The sequence below is a fragment of the Paenibacillus qinlingensis genome, assembly GCF_013204845.1.
In the GTDB taxonomy this organism is placed as follows: domain Bacteria; phylum Bacillota; class Bacilli; order Paenibacillales; family NBRC-103111; genus Paenibacillus_E; species Paenibacillus_E qinlingensis.
Window position 1 is genome coordinate 60,325 of sequence record NZ_JABMKY010000016.1, and the last position, 21,766, is coordinate 82,090.

Consider the following 21,766-nt stretch of genomic DNA (forward strand, 5'->3'; position numbering starts at 1 on the left):
TCGCTTTATGATATGATTGTCTTGCAGGATGCTGATACAGAAATATAACAATTTTGATATAAGGAGTGCTACGCTATGAATTTGGATGACTTGCATGAAGGTCGAATTCACGGCGATCTCATGTTCCCGCTAAGTGTGTACCAGGTTGAGAAAGTCAATGACGTTTTCTTCAACTACCACTGGCATGAGGAAATTGAATTTATATATATGACGCAAGGAAGCGCATGCTTCTATATTGGTTCCTCTTTGACGGAACTTCAGCAAGGTGAATCGCTGCTCATTCCGAGTGGTCAATTACATGCATGTTATCCTGCGAGCGAATTTCCTGCCTATTTTCATGCTATCGTCTTTGATTCCCATTTACTCAGCAGCAGTGCTTATGATGTTATCCAAAGTAAATACATACAGCCGTGGATGGAACAACGATTGATCTTGCCTAGCATCTACCGTTCAACAGATTCGTGGGAACAACATGTACGCCCGATGCTCGTGGATATTATTAAGCAATTCGAGGGAAAGCCACTAGGTTATGAGCTCAAAATAAAGGCCAATCTGCTCGCGATATTCGCTGAGTTGCTGCCACATGGTGAACTATCCGCTGATCTGCCTCGAAACGCAATACAAGGAAGTAAAATTGAGAGAATTAAGCCTGCGCTTCAATTTATGCATGAGCAATATAATCAACGGATTATGATTCCTGAACTCGCAGGCTTGATCGGGATGAGTGAAGGACATTTCTGTCGGTTTTTCAAAGCAATCGTCAAAAAGACACCCATCGAATACCTCAACTTCTATAGAGTCGAGAAAGCGATGAAGTGTCTGGAAGATCCAAAGATCAAAATCATTGATGTTGCGAGTGAGGTTGGCTTCGAGAGTCCGAGTTACTTTATTAAGACGTTTAAAGCGTTGAAACAGATGACACCGTCCAATTATCGTAAATTGATCAGAGACTCAGATGCATCATCTTCCGGCATTCCAATGGAGTCTGCGACGTAACTTGCTTGAATACGCGCCCGAAGTGGGCGACGCTGTCAAAGCCGGCTTGCTCGGCTATGTGGATCACTTTGAGCTTTGTTTCCCTTAATAAGCGTTGCGCCTCACGGATACGTAAATTGTTTAAATACTCAACGAATGAGAAGCCAATCGTATCTTTGAACGAGCGGCAGAAGTAACTTGGACTAATATGGAACTTTTCGGATATGAGCGCAAGTGACAATCGTTCGTTGAAGTGTTCATTGATATAGGTGACGATCTCGAAAATCTTCGGATTATAAGCCTGGGGATGCTCATCTAGCGTCCCTGGCTGTCCCATAAGTCTTGAGCAGAATATCAGCAACTGTGTGAGCAATGCTTTGCTATTCAGTTCCCAACCGAGCTGCTCTTGCTGCGTTTCCCGCAATAAGCTGAAGAGTAAATTCTCAACGATTGTGCGATTCGCTCCAGACAGAGAGACAATATAATGTTTTTGACGAAATGGAGATAGCGCAATCGAATAGGTTTCATCTTCTTTCATAGCGATCCAGCGCTCTTCAAAATTGAGTAAGATGCGCTCGTGCGGACGATCATCGGCATCAAGTGTTTTATGGAGTGTATGTTTATCTATAAATACAAGATCACCCTCTTGCATAGCATAGACGCGGTCATGAATAAAATAATTACGTTTACCGCTTAGCAAATAATAAATTTCATAATGATCATGGAAATGATTCACTAGCATTGTGTAGGGCTGTTCTCTGCGAATTCTTTCAATCTCGTAATGAAACAACATAGACACCTCTCTAGGTTAGGTTCTGTCTCTCTATTTTACAGCAAGATATGCAAGGAAATAAAGGTATTGAGTAATATTTGATTAGAAACACAACAAATATTGTATTAATCTTGCTATAAGAGATGACATTCTTTTTAATCGAGAGGGGCATTAACTGATGAAAACACGTTATGCGATTGTAGGTACTGGTGGACGAGCTGAATTCTTCTATGGTTCCATGGTAAAAGATTTTCAAGATACATCTGAGCTTGTAGCCATTTGTGATATTAACCAAACGCGCATGAACTTTACGAATGGCTTACTTGCGGGCAAGTATGAGTATCATGCTGTTCCTACGTATAAAGCTGATCAATTCGAAGAAATGATCCGTAATGAGAAGCCGGATGTCATCATTGTAACTACGGTGGATCGTACACATCACACCTACATTATTAAAGCAATGGAACTTGGTTGTGATGTTATTTCGGAGAAACCGATGACAGTTGATGAAGAGAAATGCCAAGAAATTTTGGATACGATTAAACGTACGGGCCGTCAGCTTCGTGTTACGTTTAACTACCGTTATGCACCGCACAATACGAAAATTCGGGAGTTAATTATGGATGGAACGATTGGTGACGTCCACTCCGTTCATTTCGAATGGTTGCTCAATACAGAGCATGGCGCCGACTATTTCCGCAGATGGCACCGTGATAAACGCAATGGCGGCGGGTTGCTTGTGCACAAGTCAACGCATCACTTTGATTTGGTTAACTTCTGGTTAGGGACACAGCCTGAGACTGTTTTTGCCATGGGAGATCTGATGTTTTATGGGAAAGCCAATGCAGAGAAACGCGGCGAAACGAAGTTCTATCAACGTGCTACAGGGAATGAGTATGCGAAAGAGGATCCTTTTGGACTTCAATTGGATAAAAATGAACATCTCAAAGGGCTCTATTTGGATGCTGAGCATGAGGATGGTTATCAGCGTGATCAGAGCGTTTTTGGTGACGGGATCTCCATTGAAGATACGATGGGCGTGATGGTTCGTTACAAAAATAAAGCGATTCTGACGTACTCCTTGAATGCCTACTTGCCTTGGGAAGGCTTTAATGTGAATATTAACGGCAGCAAAGGTCGTATTGAAATGAAAGTTGTTGAGAAATCTTACGTAAATTCAGGCGGAGATAAAGCGGATGAGGGTGCGTTGAAAGCGAAAACGATTACGGTATTCCCGATGTTTGCAGCACCTTACCAAGTTGAAATCGAAGAAGGCGTTGGCGGCCACGGTGGTGGCGATCCGGTTCTGTTGCAGGATATCTTCGACAAGCCATCCGACGATCGTTTCAACCGCGCGGCATCTCATGTAGATGGAGCGATGTCTATTCTTACAGGTATTGCTGGCAATATTTCATTGCGTACAGGGCAACCAGTTGCTGTAGATAAACTTGTGAAATTTTAGCTTGTGACGGAGGTTGAGTCCGATGTGGAGTCCTGACGCGAGTATGGAACAGCTCTATCGCGCTTTCGAATCGAAACGTGAGCAGAGTCGTACGGAATGGGCTGAACATGCGAAAGCTCATATGAAAAAGCGCTTGGCTGACTCCTTAGCGGTGACCGTGGAAGAACAGGACGATCTTCGTCCTGTTCTTCTTGATCGTGCCCAGTTTGAGGATCATGTCCGGGAGCGAATTGAAATCGGTACGTTTTGGGGTTTTCGGGTTCCTGTGTATGTGCTGTTGCCCAAAGGAGATTCTCAAAAGCGTGCTGGCGTACTGGCTCTGCATGGTCATGGCTATGGGAGCAGGCAAATCGTAGGCTTGAACGCTGATGGAACGGAACATGAGGGCGAATGGGATCTTCATGGCAACTACGCGCTAGAGCTGGTGAGGCGCGGCTTCGTCGTTGTAGTCCCTGAAATCCTAGGCTTCGGTGATCGGCGCTTGGAGGAAGATCAGAAGGATGGACAAGTGGGGAACTCTTCCTGCCAGACACTTGCTTCTCATCTTATGCTATATGGGATGTCTATAGCTGGGGTGCGTGTTCATGAGGCGATGCGTGTGTTGGATTACGTCGTAACACGTGAGGAAGTAGACGCAAGTCGAATCGGTTGTTTTGGATTCTCGGGTGGCGGCTTACTTGCTGCTTACACGGCCGTATTAGATGAACGCATTCAGGCATCGGTCCTGTGCGCGTTCACCAATACATTTAAGCGCAGTATCATGGGCATTCGGCATTGCATTGATAACTATCTGCCTGCTGCGCTCGAATTCGCGGAACTGCCAGAACTCATTGGTTTGCTTGCTCCGCGCCCGTTGTTCATTGCTTCAGGCAGACAGGATCCGATTTTCCCCGTTGATGGGGTGGAAACAGCTGTTTCCTACTTGGAGCGTGAGTATGCGTTGGCGGGAGCGCCAGAGCAACTGGGTGTACATCTCTATGATGGTGTTCATGAAGTGAATGGGAGTCAGGCGTATCCATGGTTGGTGAAAAATCTGTAAAAAATAGAAAGACTACTGAATATTGTTCAGTAGTCTTTTTTTGACATTTATTTTACACGTTGACGAATAATACTCTCAATAATTAATTTGTGCCCAACGACAACGCCAAGACGAATGACACCTGTAGTTCTGCCAGATATGATGTGGCGATGTCCATCTGCAATGTTTGTTGATATTTGAAAACGATGAAAATGATTCACGCCTACACCGATGTTGAGACCTGTACGACCGGAATACGTGTGGCGATGTCCGTCAGCTGTTGTCGTGATGCCTTGGAAAGTGTGACGGTGTCTGCCATCCTCGGGAATCACAATGTCACTTAAATTACCGAAAGAATGCCGATGGTTTTGTGTGAGAGATGTCAAACCCTCCATGCGATGTCTGAATTGAACGGGGCCGCCTGATCCTTGCTTGATTCTAGCCATTGTCTATCATCCTTTCAAGAAGAGATGATATTAAGGTATGCAAATCATAGTGGACTGGCTTGGTCAAGAGGCTAGTTAATAGGAATATTATAATATTCTGAAAGGTAGATTGGCAGTAGATTCTTCTATAATTTCAGGCAGTCTTATTTGTGGTCTGTACCATTCAATCGTGGGGAATCATATTTGCGAATTTCTTCGCGCCAAGAGAGGAAGCCGTTTTCCATAGCTCTAATTAGCATTTCTGCTGTTCCAAGATTAGTCGCGAGAGGGATTTGTTGCACATCACAGAGGCGAAGGAGCGCTGTAATATCGGGTTCATGACCTAATGCTGAGATCGGATCACGGAAAAAAATGAGCAAGTCAATGTCATCCATGGCGATCATAGCACCAATCTGCTGATCCCCACCATACGGGCCTGAGCGTAGTCGAATCACGTCCAGCTTTGCTGCTTCACTAATTCTTCTTCCTGTAGTTCCTGTTGCATAGAGCTGGTGTTTTTGGAAAATATGCTTATAAGCAATTACGAAGTCCACGAGCAAGTTTTTGTACACATCATGCGCAACGAGTGCAATATTCATTCCTATCCGCTCCTTTTATGTCATGTAAATTAACATAATTATTTGTGTTAAGATCAGAATATCGCAAAATAATTAAAAATTCAATCATTATTTTGATAAAAACAGTCATAATATTGTCTTTAAGTCATTGTCGTGAATGTTCGTGTTATATTAACTGACATAATTATTATGAGAAACACCTCCTTTCTAATTAGAATCATCTGTGCTAACCTTTTAGGAGTATTAACTAGGAGGTGAACTCGATGAAACGCGTACTGATTACAGGGTACAAAGCGAATGAACTTGGTATTTTCTCATTGAAGCATCCTGGCATTCCGATAATCAAAAAAGCAATTCAAAAGCGGATCATCGCTTTAATAGATGACGGGCTCGAATGGGTTGTTGTAAGTGGGCAATGGGGGGTAGAACTGTGGGCGGCAGAGGCTGTGCTAGAGCTGAGAGAGCGTACCTATCCTGAGTTGAAGCTTGCTGTGCTTACGCCATTTTTGGAGCAAGAAGAGAAGTGGAGCGACGATAAAAAGGGATGCTACGCTAGCGTGATGCAGCGGGCCAATTACGTCAACAGTATAACGAAGACTAAATATGAGGGGCCTTGGCAGTTTAAAGAGAGGGACAAGTTTCTTCTGCGAAACTCTGATGGCATTCTGCTGGTCTATGATGAAGAGACAGAGGGTTCTCCGAAATTCATGAAATTGCAGGCTGCTCAAATTGCCGCGCATCATACCTATCCGATCATAACGATCAACGCTTTCGATTTGCAGAATGTGGCCGAGGACGAGCACGGAGATTACGGCGGCGACATCCAAGATGACATGTCTGGGGATTCAGTTAGTAGTGGAGATAAGTGGCATTTTGACGATGACATTTAGGCCGACTGACTCTCCTCCCGGCATCTAGCCTTCCGAATAAAGAGAGAACTGTCCAATACAACCACCAAACTGTCTCGGTACACCATAGCTACTCAACAAACATCAAACTTGGCTCCGTGCGTGCACCAAAGCTACTCAACAAACATTAAACTTGGCTCCGTGCACCATAGCTACTCAACAAACATCAATCTTGCCTCCGTGCGTTATAGTTACGCAACAAACATCGAACTCGCCTCCATGCATCATAGCTACTCAACAAACATCGAACATTCCTCCGTGCACCACAGTTACTCAACAAACATCGAACTTGTCCCCATGCATCATAGCTACTCAACAAACATCGAATTTGTCTCTAAACTCACCTTTCTGTTACTCGATGTTTACCGAAGACTCCTCCAACATCCACCCTCACGATTAAATGGAAAACATACAGTTAAATTCAGCATTCTAGGCGACAAAATTGAACTAAATGGAAAATATGTGGTTAATATTTGGTTTTTTACTTGAAACAGTGGTTTTAGCTGAAAATAGCTGTAGGTTATCCAGTTAATGTGCTTCAAAAGGTAATTTCCCCAGAATTAGCTGTATGTTTTCCAGTTATTGTACGGATGGAGCGTCGTTGTTGTGGAATTCAGAAGAAAACCCACACATTCGCAGATTAGAACAGCGGCGCTTGACCTTTCTACTCGATATCACCCTAATATTTCCCTTGTAATCGAGTCAATCCATTCATTTTAATACTCGATACACGGAATTATCTGTGTTTGCTTTTGCCTAAAACAAACATAAAAATAATTATTCAAATACAAACAAAGATGTGTTAAGATGAAACCATCAAAAACAAACACATACACATGGGATGTAAAACTTAGGAGGGTACTTACATGGTTGCGAATTTATGGGATGCTTCAAAAGCGAATGCAGTATCGAAAGGCGTAGAGGAAATTGTTTATCGTTCTAACTTATTAGGTACAGATCGCGCTGTTTGTAACTGGGGCGGCGGCAACACTTCTTACAAAACAATAGAGAAAGACTTCCGTGGTCGCGATGTAGAAATCATGTGGGTTAAAGGTAGCGGTTCGGACCTTGGAACAATGAAAGCAAAGAATTTCACAGGTCTACGTATGGAAGATATTCGTCCCTTGATCGAGCGTGACGAAATGACTGATGAAGAAATGGTTGCTTACCTAGCCAACTGTATGATCGACAGCAAGCACCCGCGTGCTTCCATTGAGACGCTTTTACATGCCTTTTTACCATTCAAAAACGTTGACCACACGCACCCAGATGCGATTATCTCGCTCTGCTGTGCACACAATGGACGTGAGCTTGCGAAAGAAATTTACGGCGACCGTTTCGTGTGGGTACCTTATGTGCGTCCTGGTTTTACACTTTCCAAAATGATCGCTGATGGCGTTCGCAACAATCCAAAGGCTGAGCTTGTCCTGATGGAGAAGCATGGTCTAGTAACTTGGGGCGAAACGTCCGAAGAAAGCTACCTCAAAACGATTGCCATCATTAATGAAGCAGCAAGCTTCATTGAAGCTCTCGTGAACGAAGCGAACCTATATGGCGGCTCCAAATACGAATCTCTTAGTGTAGAAGCTCGCAGCGAACTATTGGCACAAGTTCTTCCAGTTGTACGCGGTGCGGTAAGCAACGAAAAGAAAATGATCCTCACCATTGACAGTGCAGACGATGTGCTTCAATTTGTAAACAGCCGTGATGCAGCGACGTTATCCCAAGTAGGTGCAGCTTGCCCGGATCACCTTGTTCATACGAAAATGAAGCCTTTATATATTGATTGGAACCCAACAACAGGTGACGCAGCTTCCTTAACTGAAGCACTTAAAGCTGGTATAGAAGCTTACAAAGAAGAGTACAAGGCTTATTTTGACCGTAACAAAAATGAAGGCGACGTTATCAATGAAGCAGCTCCACGTGTTATCCTTATTCCAGGGATCGGAATGATCAACACCGGCAAAAGCTGGGCTATGGCACAGATTAGCGGCGCACTTTACCACCGTGCGATTTCCGTTATGAGAGGTGCTACAGCGCTTGGAACGTTCGTATCCCTTAGCGAAAATGAATCCTACAATGTTGAGTACTGGCCTCTTGAACTTTATAAACTAACATTAGCTCCTGCAGAAGCTGAATTCTCCCGTCAAGTTGCTTTCATCACTGGTGGCGCGGGCGGAATCGGAAGTGTAACAGCTCGTCAATTCTTGAAAGATGGCGCACACGTTGTACTTGCGGACTTGAACCTTGAAGGCGCTCAGAAGCTGGCAGCAGAACTTAACGAACAATATGGCGATAATAGAGCGATTGCTGTCCGCATGGACGTAACGAAGGAAGAAGAAGTAGAAGCAGCTTTCCGGGAATCCATTCTTAGCTACGGCGGAATCGATATTATCGTGAATAACGCAGGTCTTGCGACTTCCAGTCCTTTTGACGAAACATCCCTTAAAGAGTGGAACTTGAACATGAACGTGCTTAGCACAGGGTATTTCCTTGTAGCGAGAGAAGCGTTTAAAATTATGAAAAAGCAAACCATTGGTGGCAGCATGGTATTCGTAGGCTCCAAGAACTCCGTATTCGCAGGGAAAAATGCTTCCGCATACTCCACGGCTAAAGCGGCAGAGATTCACTTGGCACGTTGTATTGCAGCAGAAGGCGGCGAGTTTGGAATTCGCGTGAACTCCGTATTGCCAGATGCGATCCTTCAAGGATCCGCGATTTGGAATTCCAACTGGCGCAATGAGCGTGCTGCTGCCTACGGAATTGAACCGGATCAATTGGAAGAGCACTACCGTAAGAGAACGACGTTGCTTGTTAATATTTTCCCCAAAGATGTGGCAGAAGCTATCGTGTACTTCGCATCATCCAAAGCAGCTAAAACAACAGGTTGCATGATCACAGTGGATGGTGGCGTACCTGCTGCCTTCACACGCTAATTCAACTAATAGGAGGCAATAAACCAATGAGCGATAAAGCCTACGCATTATTCGAAGAACAACAAGCCCTGAGAGGCATTGATATAGCAGCAGTCAAAGCGAAGCTAAAAGCACTTAAAGTTGAGACACCTTCATGGGGCTATGGAGACTCGGGAACACGTTTCAAAGTTTACAAACAAACAGGCGTGCCGCGTAATCCCTTTGAGAAATTCGAAGATGCAGCGCAAGTGCACAAACTGACGGGTGTTTGCCCGTCGGTTGCCATCCACATCCCATGGGATAAAGTGGACGACTATGCGAAGCTGAAGCAGCACGCGTCTGATCTAGGCGTATCCATTGGTGCGGTGAACCCGAACCTTTTCCAAGAAGATGATTACATCTTTGGCAGCGTAACAAATTCGAACGCAGCGATTCGCCGCAAAGCGACGGATCACTTGCTAGAGTGCGTTGACATCGCCAAAACAGTAGGCTCCGATGTGCTGAGCTTATGGTTCGCAGACGGTTCCAACTATCCAGGGCAAGTGGATATCCGAGCGCGTAAAGCATGGATGTACGAGTCATTGAAGGAAATGTATAACGCAATGTCACCAAGCATGCGTATGTTAATTGAATATAAGTTCTATGAGCCAGCTTTCTATCACACGGATCTAGCTGATTGGGGGATGGCGTTCAATTTGGCTAACAAATTGGGTCCACAAGCCGAAGTCCTCGTAGATACAGGACATCACCCGCAAGGAACGAACATTGAGCATATTGTGACGTACTTGTTGGATGAAAATAAATTAGGCGGATTCCACTTCAACTCCCGTAAATACGGCGATGACGATCTGATCGTAGGTTCAGTGAACCCGTATGAATTGTTCTTAATCTTCTACCAAATCATTGATGCAGCGAACGACAAGAACCCACAAATTCGTCAAGCTGCTGATAACATTGCGTACATGATCGACCAAAGTCACAACATTGAGCGTAAAATCCCTGCGATGCTGCGTTCCGTACTTAACGTACAAACGCAATATGCGAAAGCACTTCTAATCAACCTTGAAGAAGTTCGTGCTGCACAAGCGAACCAAGATGTTCTTGGTGCCGAAGATGCGGTTCGTAAAGCTTTTGAATTTGATGTAACGCCTCTGCTTCAAGCTGTTCGTGAAGAAATAGGCGTTCCGGTTGACCCAATGAAAGCTTACTTGGCAAGCGGCTATGACGAGAAAATTAACGCGCGTGGCAAAGGCGGTGCAAGCTGGTGAGTACCTCTTCGACAGTTCTAGCCTTCGATTTGGGAGCAAGCAGCGGCAGAGCGATCGTCGGACGTCTTGATTCTGAAGCGGGCCGGATCACGATCGAGGAAATTCACCGCTTCTCCAATGATCCAGTGCAGGTGGGCAACCACCTTCACTGGGACATTTTGCGGTTGCTTCATGAGCTGAAGCAGGGCATTTTACAAACAAAGCATCATGGTTACACGAACATTGAGAGCTTGGCCATTGATTCATGGGCGGTTGATTTTGGATTGCTTGCTAAGAATGGCGAGCTATTGGGGAATCCTTACCATTATCGGGATCACCACACGGACGGCATCATGGATAAGGTGATCAGCGAAGTAGGCCGTGAAAAACTGTATGCGCTAACAGGGCTGCAGTTTTTGCAATTCAATTCCATTTTCCAACTGTATGCACTCCAGCAAAACAATCCGGAATTACTTGACCGCGCGGCGACGTTTCTTATGATTCCAGACCTGCTTCGCTATTTCCTGACAGGTGAAAAGCACAGCGAATTCACGAACACGACGACGACGCAGTTGTTTAATGCAACGAGCTTCACGTGGGACACCGAACTAATTGATCAGTTAGGCCTACCGGCTCAAATCTTCTTACCGCCTGTCACGTCGGGATCGCGTGTTGGATCACTAAGTCCTGCTGTTTGCGAGGAACTGGATGTTCCTTCCATTCCTGTGATCGCCGTTGGCGAACATGATACAGCGTCAGCTGTGGTTGCCGTTCCAGCACTTGATGACGACTTCGCTTTCTTAAGCTGTGGAACATGGTCGTTGCTGGGCACTGAAACGGAAAAGCCTGTGCTCACGGAACAAGCCTTAGCGTGGAATTTCACGAATGAAGGCGGCGTGTACGGAACGAATCGCTTATTGAAGAACATCATGGGGCTATGGCTGATTCAAGAATGTAAGCGGACGTGGGAAAAAGAAGGCAAAACAGCCAGCTTCGCTGAGCTTGTTAAGCAAGCGGAAGACGTAAAACCTTTCCAATTCTTCATCGATCCGGATGATGATATGTTCCTTAACCCTGCTCATATGCCAAAACAAATTCAGCAGTATTGTCGTGACACCAAACAGACTGTGCCTCAGACCGATGGAGAAATCGTGCGCTGCATCCTGGAAAGCTTAGCGCTCAAATATCGCTTTATCTTAGAGCGTACCGAGCAGCTTTCAGACAAGACATACCGCGGCCTTCATATCGTTGGCGGAGGCATTCAGAATGAGCTGCTTTGTCAGTTCACTGCGAGCGCTACGGGGCGTGAAGTGTGGGCGGGACCGGTAGAGGGTAGTGCCTTAGGAAACCTTGTAGTACAATGGATAGCACTAGGGTACATCGCCAATTTGCGCGAAGCCAGGAAACTGATTCGGAATTCGTTCCCAGTCAAGACGTATCATCCTCAGGATGAGGCGGGTTGGCAGGCAGCTTATGCAAGTTTTTGTCAACATATTTTGATTGTATAGGTTTTACATTATACAATGTAATATGTCTAGATAAACGCGCGGATCCTTATAGGCATGCCGTAGTCGTTTATTGCGAGTGGCCTCCCGATCGACGGTGAAATGAGGGGTAACGATGCTGGTAGCAGAAAGATGGCAGAGAATCGTTCAATTGGTTAATGAAAGAGGAAGCATTCGCGTAACCGAGTTGAGTGAACTGTGCCAAGTAACAGAAGAAACAATTCGACGTGACTTGGATCGCTTAGAAGCTGAAGGCAAGCTCATGCGCAGCCATGGCGGTGCGGTGAGCGTGAAGGAAGCGCAGACCGAAGTTCCTTTCATGGAGCGGGAGACAGCTCACGCGGATTTCAAGAATAGCATTGCGAAGGAAGCTATCTCACATATTCAAGAGGGGGACCGTATCATACTTGATGCGAGTACGACAGCTTGGTATATGGCGAAAATGATTCCCGACATGGCGATTACCATCATCACCAATTCGATGAAGGTCGCACTTGAGGTAAGCGGCAAAGAGAAAATTCAAGTCATCTCCACCGGCGGCTTACTCTCTCCGAAGTCTTTATCTTATGTAGGTCCATTATCGGAGAGATCCTTGGATATGTACCATGCGCACAAGCTGTTCCTTTCCTGCAAAGGGGTTCACGTACAGCGCGGCATCAGCGAATCAAATGAGCTGCAAGCCTTGATTAAGCGCAAAATGATCAGCATCGCAGACGAAACCTATCTGCTGGCTGACCATAGTAAATTCGGTACGCAAGCCTTAACACAAGTTGCAGATTGGTCAGAAATTCAACATGTGATTACGGATCGCATGACGGATAAGGATGCTCTTGCGCGTATTCGCGAAAAAGGCGTGCAAGTCCGCCAATTGGATTAGTGCATCTACGATCCCTTTGGATGCTCGTCATAATCCATGGGATAGTATGAATTAAATAGTTCAAGCATAATAAAGGCTATCCTGAAGTAGGAAAATATACTTCAGGTAGCCTTTTTCTGGTTTGAATCACGATTCAATTGACAGTGATTTCGTAAAACTATCATCTTCAGAAAGCATAGGCAAGTGGAGGCGCACAAGTGTTCCTTCTCCTAGTTTGCTGTCAATATCCCAAGTAAAGCTATCGTTGAAATATAAATGCAGTCGCTGGAACACATTAATTAATCCGATACCGGATTGGCTGGTCTCCCGTGAATCCTCTTCAATCAAGCGCAAACGCTGTAATTGTTCCTCCGTCATCCCTGTGCCATTATCGAGGATCTCGATATGAATATGGGTTCCATCGATATAGGCTTTAATCATTAGAAGGCCGTCAGCTTCCATTGTATCCAAACCATGAATGATCGCATTTTCTACAATGGGCTGTAAGATCAATTTAACCGTCAGGAAGTGTTGTAACTCTGTGGAGACTTCCCAAATCACAATGAAACGATTTTTTGCTCTAATTTTTTGAATCCGCAAATACTGTTCCAGGTGGTCCAACTCTTCTGACATGCGAACTAAGCCACTTTTTTTACTAATGCTTCCTCGGAAAAATTGCCCCAAGGCAGTTGTCATTTCAACAATTTCGTTGGCTCCCTGACGAAAGGCCATCCATTTAATCGACTCCAGCGTGTTGTATAAAAAGTGGGGATTAATTTGCTGCTGCAAGGCATGGAGCTGGGCTTCTTTCTCCAAGAACATAAGCTCTTTCTCGCGAAGTTTCGATTGATAATTTTCGGTAATTAACTCATTCAAACGCTTGATCATATTGTTAAAATGGCGGGCAAGACTGGCAATTTCGTCTCGGCCCTTGTGATTCATTCGGGCTTCAAAGTTGCCCTCATTCACTTCATGCATCAAGTCTTGCAGCTTCCGCAGTGGTTTGCTTATTAAACTTGAGATTAATGTTGCGATAATCATAATCAGAATGCCAAATAAAGCGAAGAAAGCTGCACTGTACCAGACTAGGGTAAGTACCTTTTTTTTCAATTCGTCGGAAGGGACGATTCCTACCATTTTTACACCAAAGTACGAGGCAGTGTCGTAGAAGACCATATACCTTTTGTTGCTCGCTTGTTTGAAATCGGAACCGCTCATCTGCTGCATCATCTCAGTTACGAGGGGGTCTTCCTTCGAAAGCACATGTGAGGTGAGCTCGTCATTGTCATGGGATAGAATGGTGCCGTTCGCATCCATGAGGAAGAAATAACCAGAATCTCCGATGCGAATCGTTCGGAAAATATTGCTCAGCATATCCTGTTCCACATTGACAATCAAATACCCGAGTTGAGATCCTAGATTGGATTCGCTGGAACTGCTAATTTTTCTGGCAAAGGTGAGTACCGGTGTCATATACAAATTGCGATAGGTACCGATGAGCAGCAACTCACCTGAGCTATGATCCAACTTCTCAAAGACACGCGGATCGGTCTTCGATATCGGCACGGTACCTGCATACATGCCTGTATAGATTCGCTCACGGGTTTGATTATAGAGTTCCATGGATAGAAACTCCCTTTTCCGCTGTTTCATGTTACCGAATTGAAGCTCGAGCATCATGTTATCAGTTGGCAGTAACGAAGTCGTTTCTGATTTTCGCATCGTTTGTTGGACTTCAGGGTGATAGATTAGCTGTTGCGTTAATCTGTCGTAATTTTTCAAACTATAATTAATATTTCGTTTGACTTGTTGAATTGTGCTTTCCGTAAGCTGCATCACTTTATTTTGATAGTTGTCATAGTGAACGTAAGTCAGTAACAGGACAAACAGCAGGTTGGGCACAAAGGTTGTTAGGACAAAATAAGCAATTAGCTTTGAACGCACACGATAATTAGGAAAAATGATTCTTGGTTCAAGGGGGGCACGTTCATTCATTGCAGCGAATCCAGCGGATAATCCTTGTGTTAATTCAAACAACGGCTTGGATAGTGTCCCGGCGAACCAGAATGACAAGATCATGACAAATACAAGCGATCCCAAACCGAAAAAGAATAGGAAAGAGTGCGTTCCGCCCTTGCTTGTTAAGATCGATGCGATAGGGAATTCACTCATGAGTTCAAACGGATAGGAGGGCAGCTGAAAGTGAGTAACCAGCACTTTACTACCGTTTTTATGAATGATTTTGTAAGAAGTATCATCCGATTGCTGGGAAGAAGAGTAGTGTTCCTCGTCCAAGCTGAAAGGCTTGTTGCTCCAAATAGGCAAGTGTTGATTGGTCAGCAATTGCAGTGTCTCATCAACATCAGAACTATAAAATATTTCCTTCGCAAACTCAGGAATATTAAACGTCACCACCATCGTGCCGATCGTTTCATTTTCCAGCCGGATGGGGCGGTAGTAAGCAATTTTTTGATGAAGCATGAGAGCTAACGTTTGTTCGTCCTTATCATTGCTGAGCGGTGGACCCACGGGTTTATAGTAGAAGGGAACACCTTCTTGCTGTTTATAGAGATAAGCTGCACTATCATTCAGCCAATGTGTAAAGTTAAAATCGGTTCCCGCATATTTGCCGCCATTATCATATTCATACAGATAGACTAGGTTGTTTTTGCCCAAAATCATAATTTTGTCGATATAATCATGATAAAGTAATGTATCATTAATTTCGCTTGTTAATCGTTGAACCCGCTGTCCGATTTGGATGAAATCGTTTTGCTGGAACGGCTCCTTGACGGCTGTTTGTACCAATGCTGTGTTTACCAACTTGTTCGTATTGGCATCCAAATCGGCAAAGAGAGATTTGAAGTAATTGGCTGTTTGCTTAAATTCATTGACTTGGTATTCCGCTTTTTCTTGCACGATAAGTCGGCTCACGAACGCTTCAGACAACCAATAAAAGGTAGTGGCAAGCGTTAGTGTGAGCAGCATCGAGCAGAACATCAGCTTCTTACGAATCGAATGATTATAGAGAAAGCTTGTGAGAAACAGCTTCAAACGTTCCATGTAGACACCGCTTTCAATATGTGATGAAGGATTGACGGTACTCTAGCGGCGTTAGTTTCGTGTGACTTTTGAACGTCGTAGCGAAATATTTACGGTCTTGATAGCCGACTAATTCACCAATTTCATATACTTTGAGATCGATGCGGCGCAGCAATTCTTTGGCTTTTTCCATTCGGCAATTTTTTAAATAATCGATAAAATTAATGCCTGTTTCTTTTTTAAATTGAATGCTGAAATAGCTGGGATTGAGGTAAACGAGCTCAGCCATCTGATTTAAGGTGATTTTTTCGCTGCTGTGCTCTTCGATATATTTTTTTACTTGCTGGACTGCCGAATGCGAAGTCGTTTGTACGTCGTCATTTAATTGTTTGATGTGCAGTGTAATGTCTGAAATTAAGCGATCCAATGCGAGTTTCAATTGAGACAAAGTTTGGAATTGTTCTACATATTCGGTGAAAGGCATGTGAAGACTTGCCATTGCTTCAAAGGAAGCACCATGCAGATCCAATCTTCGTTCTAGCATCGTGAAGAGCGGCGTCAAGTATTTCAGGACGAGGGGGAGCTCCGCGCGTTCAGAGTCTAGTCCACAGCTGTCCCAAAATTGTTGAAAATGCAGCGTGCTGTTATCTCGATTACCCTCCAGCACCGCATCGAGAAATTTGGTTTCATACGGATAGGGATAGGCATATTCTTTGCGTTCCACTTGAAGCCCGTCGGCAGGATCCCATTGAAACAATCCGCTGCGTTCCCGGAAAATGTTGCGTTCCATGATACTTCTCGCTTGCTTATAGGAATCTGGGAACGATAGTAAACTTGGATAGACTTCACCTAGACCTATGATGGATCGGCAACCTATTTCTTGTTCGATGGATACGATGATTTGCTCAAATAGCAAGGAAAGTGATTTGCGTGCCGGAACAGTTGTCGCATTCAGGTTCAAGAAGACGGCTAGTTCACCAGCTTTCTTCTTAAGCGTATAGCTATGACATTGACCTGCATCGAGATGACGCTCAATAATGGTGATAGCCTTCATCAACTTACTCACATCAGGTAGACTACCGTCAGGAGGCTCGTTCAATTCGAGCTTCACAGCTGCGCAACAATTATAGGTCGCGTTCATTTCAATTTCCAATAAGCTCATTTTTTCTTTGACCTCATGATATTCAGGTAAGAGATCTTCGAGTAATGACTGGAAAAAGTGATCTCTGGCAGCAGGAAGGCTATTCGCCAACTGGTTCTCGTAGGATAGCAATTTTTGCGATGATTGCCGTTCGGTATCCAAAAGAAGCTTTAACTTCATCATACTTTCACTCAGATGCTTCAAGTCCACGGGCTTCAACAAATATTCGGATACACCTGCTTGAAGGGCGTCACGGGCGTACGTAAATTCTTTATATCCGGATAAAATAACAATTTTGACATGAGGATAATGCACAGAAATGGCCCTACTGAGTTCGATACCATCCATAATGGGCATCTTGATATCTGTAAGGACGATATCCACATCATTTCGCTGCAACAGGTCAAGTGCTTGCTTACCGTTAGCAGCTAGGCCAACTACCTGAAATTGAAAGCGTTCCCAATAAAAGGAGTTTAAACCTTCCCGAATCTCGAATTCATCGTCAACAATCATCATTTTATAGGTATCGTTCATCGGACTCACTCCTTTGACTCTATAATAATCACGCATTCTTTTCATGTAAAGGAACTTCTAAGAACTTTCGACCGAAATCGGCAACAGTCAAAAAGATCAAACCTAATCCAAAAACCATCCCCTATTTTTTTGGCTGTATTCCCCCTAGAATGAAACTCGTAGCAACACAATACATGTGGCACACACAAAAATGGAGGCGCTTTTATGCAGGGGTTCAAGAGAAGTTGGGCATTAATAAGTTTGTCATCGGTCGTCGGGTTAAGCCTTTTGAGCGGATGTGGCAGCGCTACCACAACGAAGAAAGAAACAGGAGCGGTAGCTTCTGCAAGCACTGCGCCGAAAAAGGCTGATCCCGTAACATTGTCCATGTTCATTACTTCAGCGGGTCAGAAGGAGTGGGAAGATGGCCAGCCCAACGATAAATTAAGGAAACAATGGGAAACCAAAACGGGGAACAAGCTTGAGCTTAATATTTTGCCAGGAACGCTAGATGAAGCCATGAAGAAAATCGACATCGCCATGCTCTCCGGTGACAAGACAGATATCATCAACCTTTCGAATCCCATCGATCAGAACAAGTATGCGTCCAGAGACTTCTTGTATCCAATGAAAGATTTGGCGAAGCAAGCTAACTATGATATTGACAAAATTTATGGGGATTCGCTCACAAAATACAAAGATGAAGTCTACTATATACCGTACAACTTGTCGATGTGGGCAGTCTTTTATAACAAAAAGCTATTTGATGAAGCAGGTGTTCCATACCCGACAGGAAAATGGACGTGGAGCCAATACATTGAGACGGCTAAAAAATTAACGAAACCGGATAAAGGCATCCAAGGCTCGTACATGCTTACGTTTGATAACTACCTGTACATGCAGGCTAGACAAAAAGATGTGCCAGGTTATAAAGCAGACGGAACTTCTAATTATGATGATCCAGCATATAAAGATGCGCTTAAATGGTACAACGATTTGAGTGCTGTTCATAAAATTCAGCCGTCATGGATTGAGTTTAAGACGAAGAAACTGTCTAACCTCGGATTCTTGGAAGGCAAATATGCGATGCAATTCATCGGAACATGGTACTTGGGTTCCTTAAACAATTTCGAGAAATATCCACGTGACTGGAAATGGGGCGTTGTTCAACCTCCGACACCTGATGATGGCAAAGGCAATAACAATATCGGGGTTACCGCAGCTCTCGGGATTAATAAGAAATCCGCTCACCCTAAGGAATCGTTTGATTTCCTAACCTACTTTGCAGAGAATAGCTACAAAGAAAGAGGCGAATTCCCTGCTCAGAAGAATTTGAGCAAGGATGACATGAATGCGGTACTGAAAAATATTGCAGATAAATCGCAAGGCAGTGTTTCAGCAGATGATCTTCGTAAAGCGTTGCTTGATAATGGACTAGGCTTCACGCAAGAGAAATTGCTAGGTAGTGCGATGAGTGAGTATAGCAATATTATTATGCAAGAATCCGAGTTGTACTTTGCTGGACAGAAAACAGTGGATGAAGCTGTTAAATCCATTAAAACAAGAGAAGACCAAGCGATTCAAGCGGCAAGCAAACAATAAATAAATGAGAAGTAACGGAGGAGGACATCATGGTGGTGTCCTCCTTCCTAAAAAGAGGAGAATGGAGCATGCTGCGGATTACGAACGAAGAAAAGGTTGCTTTCTGGTTTGTCACGCCTTTCGTGGCAGGATTTGCGCTTTTTTATTTACTGCCTACTCTGTACGCTTTCGTCATCAGCGTACTAGATTACAACAGCTTTAAAAGCTTGACGGACGTGCACTTTGCTGGACTTTCTAACTATATCGCGGTCTTGAAGGATCCTATTGCCGTAAGTTCATTTGGAAGAAGTTTCCTATTTATGATTTGTTATGTGCCAGGCATTATTATTGCAGCTTTGCTGCTCTCTATGTTATTTAATGCGACTTTTCATTTGCGAACATTAGCACGGACGTTGATTATGCTGCCGTATGTAACGAACGTAGTGGCAATCGCGATTGTGTTTTCCATTTTGCTTAACCCGTATGATGGCGTTGTGAATAAATTGCTCGTAGCTGTAGGCGTGGAACATCCCCCGCTTTGGTTGGGCGGTATTCACACCTCGCTGCCAACGATTGCAGGCGTTGAAGTTTGGCATTCACTGGCTTTCCCGACAATCGTGTACCTAGCGGCTCTGCAAGGAGTACCTAAAGATTTGTACGAATCGGCGGAACTCGATGGAGCTGGGCGGTTCAAGAAGTTTATGAGCGTGACATTGCCGTTAATTTCACCGACGACTTTCTTCCTGGTGATTACGAACATTATCGGATCATTTCAAAACTATGCGATTTTCCGTAACTTGACCAATGGCGGTCCTGGTACTTCCTCGCGTGTTATTTCATTAAATATTTACGAGGAAGCCTTTGCTTACAACAAATATAGCTTTGCTTCCGCTCAAGCGATTCTGTTGTTTGCCATTATATTAGTGATTACGATCATCCAATGGAGGGGGCAAAAAAAATGGGTACATTATTAAAACCGAAATTAGTGCTTACCTATGTGATGCTTCTCATCGGCATTGTGATGATCATTCCGTTTCTGTTTATGATTTCATTTGCGCTGAAAACACCGCTAGAGATGACACAGCATCCGGCTTCTCTTCTGGTCAGCCATCCGTTTATGGGCAATTTTGAAACCATCTTCAAACACAAAACCTATTTCATCTGGTATTTTAACTCCATTAAAGTCGTGCTGGGCGTTCTTCTGTTAAGGGGGCTGCTCGTGACCATGGCGGCTTATGCCTTTGCAAGATTGGAATTCCGGTTTAAAAATGTCATTTTCATGATCTTGATCGCCAAGATGATGATTCCATCCGATACGACCATTGTCGCGAGGTTCTTGCTGTATAAGTACCTTCATTTAAATAACACGCATTGGGCGATTATTTTACCGGCGGCTTTCGACGTCTTCTTCCTGTTCTTGCTTAGACAATTCTTCATTAGTATTCCCAAAGAAATATCCGAAGCAGCCATTGTCGATGGTTGTTCGCATTATAAAGTGTACTATCGGATTATTTTACCGCTGGCTAAACCGGCGCTTGTCACGATGGTGTTGTTTACCTTCTTATGGACATGGAACGATTTCGCTTCACCGTTTGTGTTCATCACGGACATGAAGAAGCAGCTGTTAACGGTAGGCTTATCCTACTTCCAAACCGAAGCGGGTGCTGACTATGCATTGCAAATGGCTGGTGCTGCTGTAGCTGTACTGCCTACGATTGTTCTGTTTATTTTCGCGCAAAAATATTTTGTTCAAGGTGTAACGATGTCTGGGGTTAAAGGTTGATTGTTAGGAGGACAACGATGCTATATCCGCTTAAGGAACCCAAGGTTGAGCTTCACCATGTAACCGAAGGGGTGGAAGACGAAATCAAAGGGCTGCGATTATGCCGGATTCCTGAGAAACTGCGGCTGACGCTGAATGAATTTGCTCAGCGAAACGCTCAGAGCGCTGCGGGCTCTGAAATCCGATTCCGCATGATCGGCGATCGTGCAGAGATCGGGCTATGGTGGGAGCCGCATCTTGAAACCCCGATTACGACAATGGCAGCCCTTGTTATTGGTGAATTGCAGGCTGAGATTTATTATTTACAGACAGGATATAACCGAATCGTCATCAAGAGATATGAGTTACTACCCGAGTTAGAAATGATCCTGCCACAGAAAGCCTACGATAGGGAACTGTACCGACTCGTGCTTCCCTATCAAGGGAAGGTGTATCTCTCTTCTATTGAGGGTGAAGTAGAGCCACCGTACCGCTTGAAGGTCCCTGGCAAAAGCTATCTAGCGTACGGTTCCTCCATTACTCATGGAGCTTCAGCGTGGTCGCCAACTGGAACGTATGCGTTCCGGTTGGCTCAATTGCTTGGTTTGGAATTACGTAATTTTGGGTTAGCAGGCGGAGCAAAGCTTGAACCGCAAATGGCAGATTATTTGATGGAGCTAGAAGGCTGGGAGATCGCTACTGTCGAGCTTGGGATCAATGTAGTGTATGACTGGACGGCTGAAGCGTTTCGCGATGCGGTTGATATTTTCCTAGACAGATTAGTAGCTGGTCTTGGCGAGCGCAAGGTGTTCGTCACGGACATGTTCTGGTTTGCCATGGACGCATCAGGGGATACGAAGTCTAACCTATTTCGAGCTATTGTTCAACAGGCCGTCAGTATGCGTAATCATCCGGGTATGATAGGTATTCCTGGCAGAGATCTATTGGAACCAGAGAACCAAACGCTCGATTTGGTACATCCGTCTCAGGCTGGAATGGAGCAGATTGCTCAGCGGCTGTACGCAGCGATCTCAGTGCATTTGTAAAAACATATGAAATCGAGGAA

Annotated in this window: 17 protein-coding genes; 12 read left to right on the forward strand and 5 right to left on the reverse strand. The window is 44.4% G+C overall.

Features of this window, described 5'->3' with window-relative positions:
* Positions 1–75: 75 nt before the first annotated feature.
* The gene (locus HQN88_RS24585; protein ID WP_173117471.1) at positions 76–996 is read left to right on the forward strand and encodes a helix-turn-helix transcriptional regulator; all 921 of its coding nucleotides are present in this window, start codon (positions 76–78) and stop codon (positions 994–996) included.
* Here the strand turns inward: HQN88_RS24585 and HQN88_RS24590 are convergent.
* Complete coding sequence (locus HQN88_RS24590) at positions 944–1,768, reverse strand: AraC family transcriptional regulator (RefSeq protein WP_173117473.1); 825 nt, start codon at positions 1,766–1,768, stop codon at positions 944–946. The genes HQN88_RS24585 and HQN88_RS24590 overlap by 53 nt on opposite strands.
* 154 nt (positions 1,769–1,922) lie before the next feature.
* Between HQN88_RS24590 and HQN88_RS24595 the strand changes: the two genes are divergently transcribed.
* Together HQN88_RS24595 and HQN88_RS24600 are read left to right on the forward strand one after the other, a co-directional pair.
* The gene (locus HQN88_RS24595; RefSeq protein WP_173117684.1) at positions 1,923–3,209 is read left to right on the forward strand and encodes a Gfo/Idh/MocA family oxidoreductase; all 1,287 of its coding nucleotides are present in this window, start codon (positions 1,923–1,925) and stop codon (positions 3,207–3,209) included.
* 22 nt (positions 3,210–3,231) lie between these two features.
* Complete coding sequence (locus HQN88_RS24600; RefSeq protein ID WP_173117475.1) at positions 3,232–4,248, forward strand: dienelactone hydrolase family protein; 1,017 nt, start codon at positions 3,232–3,234, stop codon at positions 4,246–4,248.
* Positions 4,249–4,295: 47 nt separating this feature from the next.
* Here HQN88_RS24600 and HQN88_RS24605 read toward each other — a convergent pair whose 3' ends face one another.
* Both HQN88_RS24605 and HQN88_RS24610 read right to left on the reverse strand, forming a co-directional pair.
* Positions 4,296–4,673 carry a YmaF family protein gene (locus HQN88_RS24605; protein ID WP_173117477.1) on the reverse strand — a complete coding sequence of 126 codons (378 nt, stop codon included), beginning with the start codon at positions 4,671–4,673 and terminating at the stop codon, positions 4,296–4,298.
* A 143-nt stretch (positions 4,674–4,816) separates the two neighbouring features.
* The gene (locus HQN88_RS24610) at positions 4,817–5,251 is read right to left on the reverse strand and encodes a methylglyoxal synthase (protein ID WP_173117479.1); all 435 of its coding nucleotides are present in this window, start codon (positions 5,249–5,251) and stop codon (positions 4,817–4,819) included.
* Between the two features lie 242 nt (positions 5,252–5,493).
* Between HQN88_RS24610 and HQN88_RS24615 the strand changes: the two genes are divergently transcribed.
* From HQN88_RS24615 to HQN88_RS24635, 5 genes are all read left to right on the forward strand, one after another.
* Positions 5,494–6,120 (forward strand): SLOG family protein, encoded by a 627-nt coding sequence (locus tag HQN88_RS24615; protein ID WP_173117481.1) that lies wholly within the window; start codon positions 5,494–5,496, stop codon positions 6,118–6,120.
* 884 nt (positions 6,121–7,004) lie between these two features.
* Positions 7,005–9,074, forward strand: coding sequence for a bifunctional aldolase/short-chain dehydrogenase (locus HQN88_RS24620; RefSeq protein WP_173117483.1), 2,070 nt, complete (start codon positions 7,005–7,007; stop codon positions 9,072–9,074).
* A 26-nt stretch (positions 9,075–9,100) separates the two neighbouring features.
* On the forward strand, positions 9,101–10,321 hold the full coding sequence (gene rhaI, locus HQN88_RS24625) for an L-rhamnose isomerase (protein WP_173117485.1): 1,221 nt from the start codon (positions 9,101–9,103) through the stop codon (positions 10,319–10,321).
* On the forward strand, positions 10,315–11,808 hold the full coding sequence (gene rhaB, locus HQN88_RS24630) for a rhamnulokinase (protein ID WP_173117686.1): 1,494 nt from the start codon (positions 10,315–10,317) through the stop codon (positions 11,806–11,808). The genes rhaI and rhaB overlap by 7 nt, the downstream gene beginning before the upstream one ends.
* A 112-nt stretch (positions 11,809–11,920) precedes the next feature.
* Positions 11,921–12,682, forward strand: coding sequence for a DeoR/GlpR family DNA-binding transcription regulator (locus HQN88_RS24635; protein ID WP_173117487.1), 762 nt, complete (start codon positions 11,921–11,923; stop codon positions 12,680–12,682).
* Positions 12,683–12,808: 126 nt separating this feature from the next.
* On the opposite strand, the gene HQN88_RS24640 is transcribed toward HQN88_RS24635, so the two are convergent.
* Together HQN88_RS24640 and HQN88_RS24645 are read right to left on the reverse strand one after the other, a co-directional pair.
* The gene (locus HQN88_RS24640; protein ID WP_173117489.1) at positions 12,809–15,724 is read right to left on the reverse strand and encodes a sensor histidine kinase; all 2,916 of its coding nucleotides are present in this window, start codon (positions 15,722–15,724) and stop codon (positions 12,809–12,811) included.
* Positions 15,725–15,737: 13 nt separating this feature from the next.
* Positions 15,738–17,378: a response regulator gene (locus HQN88_RS24645; RefSeq protein WP_173117491.1), complete on the reverse strand. Its 1,641-nt coding sequence runs from the start codon at positions 17,376–17,378 to the stop codon at positions 15,738–15,740.
* A 204-nt stretch (positions 17,379–17,582) separates the two neighbouring features.
* On the opposite strand from HQN88_RS24645, the gene HQN88_RS24650 reads away from it, so the two are divergent.
* The 4 genes from HQN88_RS24650 (at position 17,583) to HQN88_RS24665 (ending at position 21,746) form a co-directional block, all read left to right on the forward strand.
* Positions 17,583–18,959, forward strand: a complete 1,377-nt coding sequence (locus HQN88_RS24650; protein ID WP_173117493.1) for an ABC transporter substrate-binding protein — start codon at positions 17,583–17,585, stop codon at positions 18,957–18,959.
* 68 nt (positions 18,960–19,027) lie between these two features.
* Positions 19,028–19,912 (forward strand): carbohydrate ABC transporter permease, encoded by an 885-nt coding sequence (locus HQN88_RS24655; RefSeq protein ID WP_173117495.1) that lies wholly within the window; start codon positions 19,028–19,030, stop codon positions 19,910–19,912.
* Complete coding sequence (locus tag HQN88_RS24660; protein ID WP_173117497.1) at positions 19,897–20,721, forward strand: carbohydrate ABC transporter permease; 825 nt, start codon at positions 19,897–19,899, stop codon at positions 20,719–20,721. The genes HQN88_RS24655 and HQN88_RS24660 overlap by 16 nt, the downstream gene beginning before the upstream one ends.
* A 17-nt stretch (positions 20,722–20,738) precedes the next feature.
* On the forward strand, positions 20,739–21,746 hold the full coding sequence (locus tag HQN88_RS24665; RefSeq protein ID WP_173117499.1) for an SGNH/GDSL hydrolase family protein: 1,008 nt from the start codon (positions 20,739–20,741) through the stop codon (positions 21,744–21,746).
* Positions 21,747–21,766 lie beyond the last annotated feature (20 nt).